We start from the raw sequence: 15,184 nt of genomic DNA, 5'->3' as shown, positions 1-15,184 counted from the left end.
TTATATTTCATAAAAATCTACAATTCCGATCGCTTCTATTTCCATCAACTGCTGTGCCGCTTCAGGTGTCCTTAGGAATTTTCTTTCATGTACATAGGACCACCCAAAGCTGCAGGATGTACTGAGCATAAAACTCATGATGAATATTCCTAGGATGAATTTAGGAACACTAGGTGTCCTTTCCGTTTCAATGGATTGGGCAGAAAGCAGAAATACATTTCTAGGCAGACGACTGTTTTCGACGATCTGGGGATAATGTTCACTTAAGCTCACAGCTATTTTTTTACTTTGTTCTGGACTGCGGGTCGTAATAGCGACTGTAAAAATTTGTGAATTGATGCTGCTTGAAACTTTCATGCTGGCTAGTAATGCTTGCTTGCTTTGCTGCGGGTTATCCTTTTGTATCGCCTGCAGCATAGGCTCGCTTTTCACCATTTCCTTATAGGTTTCTACCAGCTTGATATTGCTAGAGATCACTTGATTCTCGATTTCCAATCTGTCCTCATCCCCATTGTCTTCAACGCCATGCTCCGTTGCCGGTAATAAAAAGGACACCTGATTTGTATAGTCAAACCCCTTCATAAAGAACATGCCTCCACAGCCTATTCCCATAAAACAGAGGGTCATTACTAAAATCACTTTTTTTTGCAGCCAAAGAAAATGCATGAACTCCTTAAATGAATACATGAATAACTCCTCTCCTAATCAGATAATGATTCATATACACATTCCCAATTTTGCAGGTAAGCTTCCATAGAGTAGTGATCTCTGATCGTCTTCTGAGCGTTGGCAGAGAATCGTTTACGCTTCTCCTGATTAGAGAAAAAGGCTATGATCGCCTGCTCCATTTGATCGATGTCTCCCGGCGCGACCAGAAAACCATTCTCTTGGTTTTTTATTACCTGACTGATTCCCCCCACATCCGTTGCCAAATTTGGAATGCCGCAGCCCATCGTTTCCAGGATTGCCATCGGAATCCCCTCATGATATGAAGGAAGGAGATGCAAGCCACAGTCCTTCAACAATTCCGCTTGATTCGTGGTCCAGCCATGCAGCTCGACGTTTTCACAATTAAGCCGCTTCATCTGTTCAATGATTTTCGGGGTCGTTTCATCAGTATCGCCGTAAAGATGAAATCGCACGTTTGGTATTTTTCTTTGGATTCGCTTAGCAAGTGCCAAAATATCGTGGCTTCCTTTTCGCTCACAAATGCGCCCAAAGGTTAAAACGTTGGTTGAATGAAGCTGATAGCTATTATTCGAAGGGACAGAAACAGCATTATTTATCACGATGACCTTTGTTTTCGTCAGTGTTTGATAATAGTTTCTCCAGTCATCACCCAAAGCGACCACTAAATCAACTCGGTTCAAGGTTTTGCGAATCGAACGTTTTTTATTTTCGGATGCTTCTTTATAGAAATGGTCAAAATTCGGCGCATGCATATGAAAAATAATTTTCGTTCCTTTTTTCACAGCCTTCACCAGTACTGCTTTACGGTAAAAACTCGCGTCTTGTGAAACGTGAAAGTGAACAATCGATACTTCTTCAGTATGTGTCGCTACAAACAGCTGCCGAAACGATCGTAAAGCATAGAAGAGCTTGTGCTTCTCATTCCATGAAAATAGATAACGAATCTGCCATTTTTGATTTTTGGGAAAGTAATTAATAAAATTTTTGACGACCGTTGAAATTCCACCTTTTCCTGTACTTTCCGGTCCCACCATGATTATCTTTTTCATATTTGCTCCTCTTTAATCACTTGGATGAACATGCACATAAAACCAAATACTGTCGCTGACAGTGCTGAAAAAAAGACATGCCCGACCAAAAAACTGTAAATAACCGTAAAAATTAATAAGAATACGCAAAACTTATTACTGCCTTGATAAACTGCTACTCTTAGGAAATGAACAACCACTGCCACAAGGATGATCGTTCCAATAATTCCATAGGAAAAAAACATGTCAAAAAAATCCATTTCAATCAGGCCGCCCTTCCTGCCGTACCAATTCCAGCGATTCTCAAAGCCTGAACCAAACCAAAAAATCAATTGATTTTTTGGCGCTTGAGAAAAATTAGCGGCCGCATCTCGTAAATAAACATTCCTAGAACTTAACAGCAGTCTCGGCCAATCATCCTGATAAAGCGTGCGGAAGTATGTAAAGCGTGCAATCACACTAGATAAAGATGTTAATAGGAATTCCTTTCCCTTCATCAAAAGAAATAACAACAGCCCTAACAAAAATTCAAAAACGAAAAATTGTTCATGCAAGGAATCACTGCGATAACGAAAAAGAAAATAGCCGATTAAATAGAAGGAATAGAGAACGCCTGTTAATAAGCCAGACTTTGTTCCTAAAATCAGCAGGCAATACATATTAAGAAAATAAAGAATTAATAAAAGACTTGCTGGTACTATCGGTTTATGTTGCTGGATCAAAAACCAGCCCACAAAAAAAAGCATGATTAAAAAAGCATAGGCGATATCATTAGTAGCAAAGTAAAAACCTTTAAAGCCAGCTGCATCATCATAGGTGTTATTTCCCAGGCCCAAAACATAAGGAACAATTAAACCGCCAATCAAAAAGACATCCAATACAATAGTCAGTTTAGACAACCTCTTTACGGATAAAGCTGCTCCGAATTGCTTCGCAAAGAAGGGAATCAGCAGACATAAGGAAAAACGAATAACATAGGACATTTCCTCCACCAGCAGGTTAAAGCCTGTGGCAAAAAAGAAGGCCTGAAAAATACAAATGATCGTTAATGAAAAAAGAGTAATAAGAAGCAATACATAGTCATCTGTTTGCTTCATTCCTTTCGCTAGAACACCGTAAAGAATATAAGCTATGAAAAAGATTCTATACGCTGTTCCCAATGGAATATTGCTGCCGTATGATATGAAGACCCCGTTGAAAATATCCACTATAGGAAAAATCATTATCAGCAGCAAAAAAATATGAAGCCTTATTCGTTCACTCAATAAATCTCTCCTTTTCTTTAGAATTAAGTAAAATTTGCGATGCATAAAATTAAATATAATTAATGTTAATCTAGTCGATATTTATTCAAACATCTGTTTTTGTTAATTTTTAATCAAAATTTGATTGGTTGACTTTTGAATAAGAGTATAAAATAATAAATGTAAGTTAATAAAACGGAATATTAACATCACAAAAGTCTATTTATTTATTCACCGCAACATTTCTTACTGTTTGTTTAACTAAATTATTTTAAAAATAAATGATCGAAAGGAGGGATTTACAGGAAGATGTTTCTAATCAATCAAATTGCGGATCTATTTGACAAGGAAACGTTCACAAAAATAAAAATTATTTGCTTGTTGAAGGAATGTAAAACGTGGCTATCCATTGATGAGCTGTCACTGCAGCTAGAAATTAATCAAAGAACTATTTTGAAGTACCTTACATTTATCGAAGAAGACATCGATTCGTTCATTTCCAACAATGAAATTGTGTTGAAGAATCACAATAAGAAAGGATATTTTTTGCATTATGATTTTGAACCAGCGTTAGAGGATTTGATTTTTCGAATGATCGAGGGCACTATTAACTATCAATTGATAATGAAAATCTTTTTCTCAAAAATGCCGTCAATCATCCAATTTTCACATAAGTATTATGTCAGTGAGTCTTCTCTATGGCGCATGATCAATAAATTTCGAAAAAAATTAGTGCCTAAGGGAATAACGATTGAGCGTCGTTCTTTAGAATTGGTGGGGAATGAAACACATATTCGTAATCTCAGCTTTCTCCTGCTATTGACTTCATTCAGCAGAGGCAGCTGGCCTTATGGGGGAACTACAAGATTAATCACAGAAAAAATTATTGACCGTGTTATTAACTTTTTCCATTTATGTTTATCGGAGTTTGAATACAAGAAACTTTTTTGCATGATTGCGGTGTGCATTGAAAGAGCAAAAAGAGGAAAGCATGTTCAGCTAACAAAGGAGCAGCGAGAAAATATCGAAAAAAATGAGCTGTTCGATCGCTTTTTTTACGAGCTGAGGGATATTTTTCCTAAAGAGCTCCAGCAGCAAAATGAAATAGGCTTTCTATTTTTATATGTTTTTACAATAGACGAGGTGTTTAATAATACTTACATACGAAAAGATTTTATCGAATTTCATTATGAGCGGAACACACAACTGTTCCAGTCGGTCGAAATCTTCAAAAAACTCTGGTTCGATGAACAGAAGTTTTTCATTTCAAAAGAAGACCATAAAACAGTGGATAAAAGTCTCTACAGTGCTCATCTGCATTGTCAGCTATTCCACAATAAAGAACCTTCTGATTATCATTCACAGGAATCTTGTCTATATGCCAGTGAATCGATCTCTCCTCACTTAAGAAATCGAGCAAGCGAGTTAATTTCTTTGCTATACAAAAAAACCGGTTTTCCACTCTTTCGAGACAGCAGCTATTTATTATCCGTTTATCCTTTATTGTTTGAAACGATCACGCCCCTTCAAAAAGTGGAGGAGCCTTTGCAGATTTTCTTAGCCTCAGACTTGTCAAATTTAGAGGAACAGCGTCTGATCAACATGATTAAAAATGAATTCTTAGGGCGTTTTAAAATGGAAATTTACACTCACCATGATTGCCTGGGTGAAATCAATTCACTCGATCTGCTGCTTTCAACAAGAAAAACAATTTTAGTCGATCAACCAGCTATTCCCAATATCGTGATCCCTCGAAAACCTACAAAACTAGATTTTTGCACGCTAGACGCGAAATTAAACGAACTTTTTATGATAAAAAACCAGCAAAAAAGGCATGTATCTTTTTGAAGGATACATGCCTTTTCACTTATCTAAAAAAAGAATGTCGTTTTACCTTTTGAAAAGCTGGACGCTTTACTGGATCTCCATTCAGCAGATCTTTGGTCATCTGCTCCATCTCTCTCACTAATTCACTCCCAAAATCCTTCTCAATTTCTTGATAAGCTTCCTTTAAATAAAAGCCTCGCTGCTGAATACTATGAGCATCAGAGGCAACCATGTAAACCAATCGATTACTCAACATCGTCCTAGCTACCTTTTGAATTTTCCGACCAAAAAAACCAATAACACTCGGCGCAGTTAATTGAGTTAAGACCCCCATTTCCAGATACGGTACTAGTCGGTTCAGGTCTTTTGAAAACACGCCATTACGTTCTGGATGAACTATCACAGGTGTATGTCCCTGTTCAATTAGCTGATAAAAAAGCTGATCTGTATAGGCCGGAACCTCTGCTGCTGGAAACTCAATCAGCAGGTATTGGTTATTCAGATCTGTAAATAGAATATTTTGATGCCGAATATCTTCAAGCAATTCACCAGTCAAACGAACCTCCTGACCTTCAAAAAGAGTCAAATCTATCCCTCTTTGATCAAATTCCTGCTGCAAATTTTTTACGGCCGCGATGACATTGGCAGCCGGATTATCATAACGGCCATTCTTATGATGTGGGGTACATAAAATGTGTGTAATCCCCTGTTGTACAGCTGCATGAGCCATAGCGATACTCTCTTCAAGATTTTTAGGACCATCATCCACCCCTGGAAGAATATGACAATGTAAATCTATCACGCCTATCACTCCAAACTAATTAATATCTCTAAAAACATTTTAAAAAGGATCAGATAGTCAATCATTCCCTACGGCTCGACTGTCTCATACCCAATCTTTCGTTTGATTTTAACAGACATTCCTTTCAACGCCCTATCAAAATTCGCTCATTTTTCGAAAAAAAGAGGAGCGACAGATAACGGAAGAAAATAATCCATTATTACAGACGCACCTAATTTTTTATACACAGCATAATTCTTTTATCGTGGTAATCACTGAAATGTAATTTTGCAGATAATGACCAACATTCCTATGCAAATTAAAATAGTTTGAATATTTATTGTCACAAAATAAATCCGATAAAGCTTCATTTTTTTATATCTTTTAAAAGAACTTTTCAATCAACATATTTGGCACACTTTTTTAATTTAGCTAGTTCAATAGCTTTAACTACCTATTAATAGAGTATCAACTAAATATTTTTCTTTTGGTATAGGCTTTCCCAATCTCTTGAGAAATATTCAATTGCCTGTTTTGTCGCTGCTAAATCAAAAAGATCACTTAATATTTCAGGAGAAAAGGTTACTGCATCTGCTCCTGATTCTATGGCTTCGGTTAGTTGCCCGTTACTCTTGATACTTGATGCCATAACTTTGCCAGGCAACTCGTTTCTATCAACGTATTTTCGTACTGATTGTATGATTTCAAATGGGTTAACTCCAATATTTTCTGATCGATTAGTGTACACAGCAACGTAGTCCGTTCCTGACTCTAAGGCTAAAAAAGCCTGGAGTTTTGTATAGACAGCTGAAGTTGTGATCTTACAATTTGAATTACCTTTCTTTAAACTATTTAATGCATGTAGGCCTGCTTCAGAGGCTGGAATTTTAACAAAAACTTCCTCACCAATCTGACTCCAAATTCTTTGTGCATCCTCTACCATACCTTCTGAGTCTTTTGCAACTACTTGCATATGCAATGTCCGATTATTCCCAATAACCTCTAATGTTTTCTTCATATGAGAAAAAAAATCAATTTTCCCCTCTCGTTTAATAATACTTGGTGTAGACGTTATTCCCTTAATAGGAACTATATCCATATATTTTTTTATACTATCTAATTGAATAGTATCTAACATATACTCCATCGTATTTCTCCTTTCACCCTCGAGATTTCCCACCAGCAATATTAGTAACAATGCCGCTTAAATAACTAGCATGCTCCGAAAGATAAAAAACAACGATTTCTGCAACTTCTGACACTTTTCCTACTCTTCCAAGTGGGAGATTCGAAACTTTTATATACCTTCTTCTTAGTTCATCTACTGAAATTCCCCGAATGAGAGCCAATACTTCTTCATATTTTTCTGAACGTAAATCCGTCTCCTCTATAATTCCTGGAGCCACCCCTAAAACACGAATGTTAAACTGCCCTAACTCTTTGGCCCAAGTACAGGTCATACTGTTTATCGCTCCTTTTGTTCCCACATAAGTACCCTGTCCAATCGATCCTTCTCTAGCACTTTCAGTAGACATATTCACAATAACTCCCGATTGCCGCATAATCATCTTGCGAGCCACCGCTTGACTTACTAAAAATACGCCTTTTTGATTCACAGCTACCGTTCGTTCAAATGATTCTTCCGTTATTTCATATTTTCTTGTACCATCAGAATTTACTAGGATACCTGGCAACGCAATTCCAGCGTTATTTACAAGTCCATCAATCCTGTTAAATTCCTTCCAAACGTGTTCGACTTGTTTTTCTACTTCTGCTTTATTCGAAACATCTACCTTGCAGTAAAAATAATTTCTATGTTCTATTTGATTGTTAGCTTTCACATCAAAATTGACAACCACTGCGTTGTTCTCTAACAATTGTTTTACAATACTTTTACCAATACCTGCAGAACCGCCAGTAACAATTACTACTTTATTATCTAGATTCAACCAGCTTTTCATACCCATTCTTTCCCCCATACTCATTTTATACTGGATACAACCTAAAATTCGCCTGGATTAGACTCGATCATTACTTTGATCTCATGACCTTCCATCACTTTATCGAAGGCTTCACGCCACTCTGTCAATGGGTATTTTTTTGTGATCATCTCATTGATATTGATCGCGCCTTTGGCTAACAGATGTATCGCGATGGGCCAGTCATAAGGATTCTGTGAACGACTGCCGATGTATTCGATCTCTCGCTGAATGATTGATTCAGTATCCAAATCCACCATTTGATTGGCGAATAAGCCTACTTGAATAAACTGTCCCTGTTTACGAATCAATGGCAAGCTGGCATTGACAGCTGGTACGGCACCCGAGGCGTCGTATACTTTGTCCACACCATAGCCATTCGTTACTTCAGCAACGATCTTAGCCAAATCTTCCTTCATTGTATCTACAATCACATCCGCGCCAAGTTTTTTCGCTAATTCTAAGCGATGGGTATCCTTCGTGATCCCTGTCATAATGACAAATGCCCCAATTTCTTTGGCAATCTGAAGTAAGAACAAACCAATCGGTCCAGGCCCCATGATAATGATGGTATCTTTCAGTTCCAATCGGCTCTTTTGATACATCGCATGCACGCAGCAAGCCAAAGGTTCGCTCATCGCTGCTCCCTCATAACTCAGATGATCTGGCAATAGATGGATACTCTCTTCTCGTGCCAGCACATAATTGGCCATCGAGCCGTTTTGCTGGGTACCGATTCCTTTACGATGCGGACATAAATTGTATTGTTTTTCCTGACAATACTCACACTCACCGCAGACATAGAATGTGGTCTCGCTGGTCACACGATCACCAATTTTGACCTTTGTGACACTGTCTCCGACTGCAACGACTTGTCCAGAAAATTCGTGTCCTAGCACGACTGGTGTAGTTGGGTTTTTATATTCGCCTTTAAAAGTATGGATATCTGACCCACAGATACCGGTATAAGCGACTTTGATCAATACCTTATCATCCGTTGCTTCAGGTACCGCAAGGTCGATAAATGCCATTTGATCATAGCCGGGGGCTTGTTTTGAAACACCCTTCATTGTTTTTCTCCTCTTTTCTACCTTCTGGAAAAATCATCACCTTGTTATAAGTTTCCTCTCGATTGACTGTCAGATTAAAAGCTTTTTGAATATCTATTAAATCATATCGATGAGAAATCAAATCCTTTAAATTTATTTTTCCCTGTTCAATAAACTGCGCAGAGTGTACCCACTCTTTTCCTGGAAATGGGGCCGAATAGGAATTCCAAAAGCCGTTTATTGTATACTCTCTTCTAAAAATATTCTCAAAAGCCGTTTGATGAAGCAAAACATCTGAATAGGCAATACCTTGATAGCCAATTACTCCTCCTTTTTTAGTAATCAAAAGGCATTGTTCTTCAGTGATTTTTGAACCAGCACATTCAATGGCAATGTCCACCCCTATATTATCTGTCAGCTCAAAAATTCTATCTACCAACGATTCTTCTAGAGAATTTATTGTATCCGTCACTCCATACTTCTCAGCCTCAATAATTTTATTCGAATCGATATCTATACCGATGATTTTCTTAACACCCGTTAGTCGCAACCACTGAACCGTTAATATTCCGATCGTTCCTAAGCCAAATACAGCTACTGTATCTCCAATTTTAGGATCTAAACCCATTACCCCATGAGCTGCAACTGCTAGCGGCTCAATCATTGCAGCTTCTTCAAAAGAAATATTTTTTCCAATATTAATCACATTCTCTTCTGGAACAGTCACAAACTCTTCAAATCCACCATAACGATGAGAGCCGATCATCGTATAGTTTTCACACAATTGATACTTACCTGAATCACAATAAAGACAATCGTGACATGGGATTAATGGAGCAATTGCTACTCGATCACCTACGGACACCTTTTTTACTCTGTCTCCAATAGCCTCTACGACTCCAGAAAATTCATGCCCCATAACCATGGGTAAGTCATACTTCCATTCATTTTGCATTTTATGAATATCTGATCCACATATCCCTGCGGCTTTAACAGCTACCAAAATCTCGTACTCCCTAGGAACAGGCTGCCTAATTTCTTCTACTTCAAAATGATTTAATCCTTTTAATAATGCGGCTTTCAAAATAAAGCTCCTCCTTCTTTAAAAAAATTAAGGAACTCTTTTTAGAGTCCCTCAATTTCCAACTACTTATACTAATTAAAGGATTCCAGAAACTAATTGTGAGAATTTTAAGATAACCCAGTTTAAGAAATTACCACCCATATCAAGCGTTGATACTTGAGTTGCTCCTTTAGGAAATTCATAAACTCCTCGCATCATTTCCGTATGAACTGGGGCAAAATTAGTAGCCATATATAGAGCCAAGGCAATTACCACAGTGCCCGTTAAAACAGATTGAATAATATTCCCTTTACGATGGGCAACAATTAAGGAAACATAAAATGGGATTGTTGCTAAATCACCAAAAGGTAAAACCTTGTTTCCTGGTAAAATGACCGCAATAAATAATGTTATTGGAACTAAGAGCAGACCTGTTGCTAAGTTGGCTGGATGTCCGGTAGTAACCGCAGCATCTAGACCTAAATAAATTTCTCTGTCCCCATAACGTTCTTGTAGAAAATCTCTGACAGATTCAGAAATTGGAATTAGACCCTCCATTAGTATCTTCACCATTCGAGGCATTAAGAACATCACTGCCCCCATGTTAATTCCCATTTTCAAAATACCACCAATATCATACCCACCTAATGCGGCAATTGCTGCACCAATAACAATTCCCATCATCATAGGTTCTCCAAAAATACCAAAACGCTTTTGAATAGATTCTGGATCCGCATGTAATTTATTCAAACCAGGAATCTTACTGATTGCAATGCCGATTGGAATACCGACCAGGCCAAATGCAGCAGTTGAGCCTGTCGGTAAACTAACTCCTTCCAGTCCATAAAACTTAGCAACTAATGGTGCTGTTTTATCCGAAATAATCAGGCAAGCAATCTCATATATTACAGCGCATAAAATAGCAAACCACCAATTTCCATTAGTCACGATATATCCTGTTGCTCCCGCAGCGATAAAGTGCCAATAATTCCATAAATCGATATCTAAAGTTTTTGTAACTTTCAACAAAAGCAAGATAACGTTTACAATCAAACAAATTGGAATTAAAACAGCAGATACAGGTGAAGCCCACGCAGCAGATGCAGCGGATGGCCAACCAGTATCAATAACAGTCAGATGAAATCCGAAACGCTCAACCATAGCCTGTGCAGCTGGCCCTAAATTATCCGATAGCACACCAATGACTAAGTTGATACCTACAAAACCAATTCCTATCGTCAATCCTGATCTCAGTGCCTTCCCAAATGGAACTCTAAAAATAAGTGCGATGATCAGGATCATAATGGGCAGCATCACAGTAGGTCCTAAATTAAGGATATACTGTACAACATCATTAACAGCTTTCATTCAAATAAATCCTCCTTGTGTATTTATTTTAAATAGCGGCCACTATTTTTTAACTAATCTTCCTCTCCAACAGATCTTGCCAAGTCTAAAATTTGTTGATCCAACTTGTCAGCACCGATACCACTGATATATCCTAAAGCTGTAATCGCGGGTATCTTGTATTGAGTTGGTAATATAGTTGTGGAGATGAGCATGTCAGCACCTTCTTGTTTTGACACTGCTTCAGCAATTTTAATTTGTTGAACATCTGCACTAATGTGATTTTCCTGCAATAAATCCTCTATTCGTTTCATGACTACTGTTGAAGTAGCAATTCCTGCTCCGCAAGCCACCAATACTTTAATTTTTCTCATAAAACTCTCTCCTTTTATAAATCATTTTTTTTAATTGTATAAAGCAATTGCTCTGCATTTGATGCAGTCAATACTTCTTCTAAAATAATCTCATTCTGTAATAGACTCATTAATGATTGCAGCATTTCCAATTGCGCATGAGGCTGGTTTAATCCCAAAATGAAAACAATATCTGTATTAACTCTTTTACGCTTATCTTCCATACTATTAAAAGACACAGGTTTTTTATTAGTTATCACTGCTACAAATTCAGTTAAGATACATTCAGCATCAGTATGTGGAATAGCAGCACCAAAACGCTCTAGTTGAATCCCTGTCGGAAACATTTCCTCTCTTTGTTCTATTCGTTCAAGAAAATCTTTTCTGACCCACCCCATGTCCAAAGCTCTTTCATAAACCTGTTCAAAAAGTTCCCTACTAGTTGAAAAAGACTCTTGAACAAAGATCAAAGGAGCTTTTACATAAGAAATTAGCTTCTCATTTTTTTCCATCTCTTAGTTCCTCCAATATTCTTCACTAAAATCTACCAATAAATTGGTTATTTCTTTAGTAGACTTTGCCTTCTCTATTTTTTCTAATTGTTTCGAACCTGCTAAATTCATCAATTCGAATATCAAATCGACATGCTTGTCTTTATCATTAGAGGCTAATAGAACAACCGTGTATATTTTTGATCCGTTCTCAGTAAGTACTCCTTTTTTAGCAATTCCCATGCTAATACCCACGCCTAGAGCTCCTGCTTCACTTACTGTGTGCGGTAACCCTATAGTGTTTCGCAAGATAGTATATTGCGGTAATATTGGCATTTCTTTTTTTAAAACATCCACGAAGTTTTTGCTTATAGTATTTTGTTCCTCTAAAGGCTTGGCTAAATTATCCAAAAGTTCTTGCCATTCTATCTCTTCTTCAAAAATTTGAATGGTTTCATGATTTAACACATCCATTAAATGAAGGCGTTTTTTTCCTAGCACTTCGAAATCCTTTGGAGTAAATAAGTTTAATAATTCATGGTATAGATTTTCTTCATCGGAAATCACTGTATATTTCTTAACTAGTGACATAATTTTTTCAGGACTAACACTACTATTTTTAGAAAGTGTTACTGAACGCAATACACGTTCTCTCAACTGCCTTTTTTCCTGTTCTGTTAAAAAATTATTGACAACAAAAACAGATTTTTTTGTTTCTAAAGGAATTGCTGAAAATATGAAATCAACTTCGTAATTACTTTGATAGAACTTTCGTTCAGATATTAAGTCGATAAAGTCAATTTCTGGCAGAAGATTTTGTAAAGTATTTCTCAACAACAAGGATATTGAAATACCGTTTGGACAAACAATAATGGCACGTCTTCTATTGCCGTCTCGAATTATTTCCGTACTTTCCACAATGTGACTACCGATAAACAGGGAGATTAAAAACAATTCAGGATCAGGTATAGACACTCCAAAAAAAGCTACCAATGGGGAACTCGACTCTTTCACTAGGTAAAACAATGAAAACAAATCTGAATCCTTGTTTTCTTGGTAAAAACGTGTTTGTAAATTTAGATGATACTTAATTCGGTAATAGGCTGGTCTCATATGAATCAATAAACGTTCTAACAGTTTCTCTTTACGTTCTACAGTTAATCCAGAAACTTTCTCAAAATTATTCAGAACCTCCAACAAGGCTTCCTTCAAGCTATCAATTTCTTTAACTGAAAGAATATTGGCCTGCGACAAGTTGGTTGTAAGCAATAATAGGGTTAGATAGACACGCTCATTTCTACTGATTTCATCGACATCCCAAATAATATGCTCAGCAGCCAAAAATTCTTTTGTATCAGCAAGTTCAAAATCATTGATTTTGAAATTATACGTTATATGCTTTCCTCTTTTAGCTCTACGAATAATCAAAATAAGTAGCAACGGTAAAACTTTTAGCCTGTCATCCGTAAACTGTATATTTAGTTTTTCCTCAACCAGACTTATGCGTTTTTTGAAGCTCTCGATCAGATTCGCATCAATCTTTGCAAACTGTATAATACAATTAACACCGTCATAGATTTCCGCCAAATTCATTAAAACGCTTGATAACAGATCCCTCTTGTTCCATTCATCCCCCTGAAGGAAATAACCTTTTTGACGATTGTAGTTTAGTTTCAAATCATACTTTTCAAGTTCTGTATCAAGTCTCTTTAAGTCCCGCAAAACAGTATTTCTACTAACTCCCAGTTCCACGATAAAATGATCCAACGACAGATATTCATTTTTAGCCAATATCATTAACTCGATTACCCAAACTCGTTCTTGTCCTGAAAAAATATAGTATTCATTTTTTTCATGTTCCTTTTCTTTACCACCTCCAAAAACAGACACCACCATACTAGGAACTAAAAAATGACCATTTTTAGTTCGCTTTATCTGTGGCAACTTTCCATCATCTAGAAAATCATTGATCTTTTTTAAAGCGTAATTCAATTGACTTCTCGATAGATCGAACCTTTCATATAAAACATTACTAGTAATTTGAGGATTATTTATCAGCTCAATTAATATTTGGTTATTTCGATCTTCTAAGTTCATATTCATCACCCTTACACTCTCAAAATACGTTAAAATCGCTTTCAATTCTACATTCTTTGTTATCCAATAATATGCATACTTTGTGCAACATGAGCTTAGATTGAACTGAAAGAAATTTTTCCCATAAAAAAACAGGGGAAATCCCCCTGTTTTAAAATAAATATCAATATTTTATTTTAGATGAAATTCTTGCTTAAACGAAAGAAGTTAAACTCAATAGCACAGACCCATTCATAGAATTTGTTTTTTTGTTATTCATTTTATTCAAAAAGGGGCGTGTTGCTATTCTCGGGTTGAAATATTTTTTTGATACACATATTTATAATCCTTAAAAATTTTTTACGCTTACGCGTTAATAGAATGAAATACATCCTGCTAAAAATATTGAACACAAAGATCGTTAAAGGTTCTCCCGATCTTATTTTACAATTCAGCCGAATCCACTTGAATAGCTTCTATGTCTTCTTGAGTAATAACCATATTACCCAATTCTGTTTTATCCGGTCTTAAATAAATCATTTGAAATTTTGCATCTGGAATTATATTTTTTATTGGATCATTTACAGACTTTATCCCTTTGATGAGAACAGGTTTCAGCGCTTCCATATCTAAATCTACTACAGGATTTTCTGATAATGTATATGTGTAAATAATCGTATGTTCAGCACCAGAAGTAATGGTAATATCAGAATACATATCGCCCATTTGTTCCTTAAGAACAGGCAGTTGAGACTGAGCGGCCTCGATCATCAAATCAAAATATTTTGAGTTTGCTTCTGACGCCTTTGATGAATCTTCTATCTCTTTTAATTCAGAAGATGACGATTCTTCAACTTTCACTACGGAATTCTGATTTTCACTTTTCGCCGAACTATCGGAGTTCCCATTAGAACATGCAGACAGACTAGTTAAAGCTACCCCCAGAAACATAATATTAAACACTTTCTTTTTCATATGAATCTCTCCTATTTTTTAATTATCTAACTATATCAACCCTAAGTCATAGTTTACACTAAGTCAGAACTAAATAGACATTAAATATAATTATTAAAAACAATATACAGCGGTTTTGTTCATTCAATAAAGATAAAAATTATCAGCCATAACAAATAATACTATTTAAAAAAGTATTTGAATTAGGAAAACGAAAATTACGAGTTATTTTACAGTTATTTCCGCACATTATTAACGAAGGTGTTACTGAGAATACCAACTCTTACTCTGTCAGATAAGTT

The 15,184-nt window shown here is 36.4% G+C and carries 14 protein-coding genes; 1 reads left to right on the top strand and 13 read right to left on the bottom strand.

The genetic code is table 11. The features are described from left to right. Genes JZO85_RS02910 through JZO85_RS02900 form a run of 3 tightly spaced genes read right to left on the bottom strand, consistent with a single transcriptional unit; the run spans position 1 to position 2,983 of the window. Entirely contained in the window at positions 1–687 is a 687-nt protein-coding gene (locus tag JZO85_RS02910) for a YveK family protein (RefSeq protein ID WP_207107017.1), read from the bottom strand. Between the two features lie 14 nt (positions 688–701). Beyond that, complete coding sequence (locus tag JZO85_RS02905) at positions 702–1,739, bottom strand: glycosyltransferase family 4 protein (protein WP_207107016.1); 1,038 nt, start codon at positions 1,737–1,739, stop codon at positions 702–704. Beyond that, positions 1,736–2,983, bottom strand: coding sequence for an O-antigen ligase family protein (locus JZO85_RS02900; protein ID WP_207107015.1), 1,248 nt, complete (start codon positions 2,981–2,983; stop codon positions 1,736–1,738). The genes JZO85_RS02905 and JZO85_RS02900 overlap by 4 nt, the downstream gene beginning before the upstream one ends. Positions 2,984–3,271: 288 nt before the next feature. On the opposite strand from JZO85_RS02900, the gene JZO85_RS02895 reads away from it, so the two are divergent. Beyond that, a complete protein-coding gene (locus tag JZO85_RS02895; protein WP_207107014.1) occupies positions 3,272–4,810 on the top strand; it encodes an AcpB/EbpR/MafR family transcriptional regulator in 1,539 nt (512 codons plus the stop codon). 19 nt (positions 4,811–4,829) lie between these two features. Here JZO85_RS02895 and JZO85_RS02890 read toward each other — a convergent pair whose 3' ends face one another. From JZO85_RS02890 to JZO85_RS02845, 10 genes are all read right to left on the bottom strand, one after another. Continuing rightward, complete coding sequence (locus JZO85_RS02890) at positions 4,830–5,591, bottom strand: CpsB/CapC family capsule biosynthesis tyrosine phosphatase (protein ID WP_207107013.1); 762 nt, start codon at positions 5,589–5,591, stop codon at positions 4,830–4,832. 451 nt (positions 5,592–6,042) lie between these two features. Further along, positions 6,043–6,717 (bottom strand): fructose-6-phosphate aldolase, encoded by a 675-nt coding sequence (locus JZO85_RS02885; protein WP_207107012.1) that lies wholly within the window; start codon positions 6,715–6,717, stop codon positions 6,043–6,045. Between the two features lie 13 nt (positions 6,718–6,730). Further along, positions 6,731–7,531, bottom strand: a complete 801-nt coding sequence (locus JZO85_RS02880) for a sorbitol-6-phosphate dehydrogenase subunit (protein WP_207107039.1) — start codon at positions 7,529–7,531, stop codon at positions 6,731–6,733. Between the two features lie 41 nt (positions 7,532–7,572). Next, positions 7,573–8,619 (bottom strand): zinc-binding dehydrogenase, encoded by a 1,047-nt coding sequence (locus JZO85_RS02875; protein ID WP_207107011.1) that lies wholly within the window; start codon positions 8,617–8,619, stop codon positions 7,573–7,575. Further along, the gene (locus JZO85_RS02870; protein WP_207107010.1) at positions 8,585–9,682 is read right to left on the bottom strand and encodes a galactitol-1-phosphate 5-dehydrogenase; all 1,098 of its coding nucleotides are present in this window, start codon (positions 9,680–9,682) and stop codon (positions 8,585–8,587) included. Before JZO85_RS02870 ends, JZO85_RS02875 begins: the two co-directional genes overlap by 35 nt. Positions 9,683–9,757: 75 nt before the next feature. After that, the gene (locus tag JZO85_RS02865) at positions 9,758–11,029 is read right to left on the bottom strand and encodes a PTS galactitol transporter subunit IIC (protein ID WP_207107009.1); all 1,272 of its coding nucleotides are present in this window, start codon (positions 11,027–11,029) and stop codon (positions 9,758–9,760) included. Between the two features lie 53 nt (positions 11,030–11,082). Continuing rightward, the gene (locus JZO85_RS02860) at positions 11,083–11,382 is read right to left on the bottom strand and encodes a PTS sugar transporter subunit IIB (RefSeq protein WP_207107007.1); all 300 of its coding nucleotides are present in this window, start codon (positions 11,380–11,382) and stop codon (positions 11,083–11,085) included. A gap of 14 nt (positions 11,383–11,396) precedes the next feature. Then, positions 11,397–11,873 carry a PTS sugar transporter subunit IIA gene (locus JZO85_RS02855; RefSeq protein WP_207107005.1) on the bottom strand — a complete coding sequence of 159 codons (477 nt, stop codon included), beginning with the start codon at positions 11,871–11,873 and terminating at the stop codon, positions 11,397–11,399. A 3-nt stretch (positions 11,874–11,876) separates the two neighbouring features. After that, complete coding sequence (locus JZO85_RS02850; protein ID WP_207107038.1) at positions 11,877–13,955, bottom strand: BglG family transcription antiterminator; 2,079 nt, start codon at positions 13,953–13,955, stop codon at positions 11,877–11,879. A gap of 417 nt (positions 13,956–14,372) precedes the next feature. Continuing rightward, positions 14,373–14,903 (bottom strand): hypothetical protein, encoded by a 531-nt coding sequence (locus JZO85_RS02845; RefSeq protein ID WP_207107003.1) that lies wholly within the window; start codon positions 14,901–14,903, stop codon positions 14,373–14,375. Positions 14,904–15,184: the final 281 nt, after the last annotated feature.

Origin of the sequence: Candidatus Enterococcus murrayae (assembly GCF_017315985.1) — a bacterium.
Classification (GTDB): domain Bacteria; phylum Bacillota; class Bacilli; order Lactobacillales; family Enterococcaceae; genus Enterococcus_A; species Enterococcus_A murrayae.
This window is presented reverse-complemented; position numbering and strand designations above follow the sequence as displayed.

Excerpts from the sequence above, each read along its gene's own strand:
- JZO85_RS02910 (WP_207107017.1), bottom strand. The coding sequence starts at position 687 with ATGTATTCATTTAAGGAGTTCATGCATTTTCTTTGGCTGCAAAAAAAA.
- JZO85_RS02905 (WP_207107016.1), bottom strand. The coding sequence starts at position 1,739 with ATGAAAAAGATAATCATGGTGGGACCGGAAAGTACAGGAAAAGGTGGA.
- JZO85_RS02895 (WP_207107014.1), top strand. The coding sequence starts at position 3,272 with ATGTTTCTAATCAATCAAATTGCGGATCTATTTGACAAGGAAACGTTC.
- JZO85_RS02885 (WP_207107012.1), bottom strand. The coding sequence starts at position 6,717 with ATGGAGTATATGTTAGATACTATTCAATTAGATAGTATAAAAAAATAT.
- JZO85_RS02880 (WP_207107039.1), bottom strand. The coding sequence starts at position 7,531 with ATGAAAAGCTGGTTGAATCTAGATAATAAAGTAGTAATTGTTACTGGC.
- JZO85_RS02875 (WP_207107011.1), bottom strand. The coding sequence starts at position 8,619 with ATGAAGGGTGTTTCAAAACAAGCCCCCGGCTATGATCAAATGGCATTT.
- JZO85_RS02865 (WP_207107009.1), bottom strand. The coding sequence starts at position 11,029 with ATGAAAGCTGTTAATGATGTTGTACAGTATATCCTTAATTTAGGACCT.
- JZO85_RS02860 (WP_207107007.1), bottom strand. The coding sequence starts at position 11,382 with ATGAGAAAAATTAAAGTATTGGTGGCTTGCGGAGCAGGAATTGCTACT.
- JZO85_RS02855 (WP_207107005.1), bottom strand. The coding sequence starts at position 11,873 with ATGGAAAAAAATGAGAAGCTAATTTCTTATGTAAAAGCTCCTTTGATC.
- JZO85_RS02850 (WP_207107038.1), bottom strand. The coding sequence starts at position 13,955 with ATGAATATGAACTTAGAAGATCGAAATAACCAAATATTAATTGAGCTG.
- JZO85_RS02845 (WP_207107003.1), bottom strand. The coding sequence starts at position 14,903 with ATGAAAAAGAAAGTGTTTAATATTATGTTTCTGGGGGTAGCTTTAACT.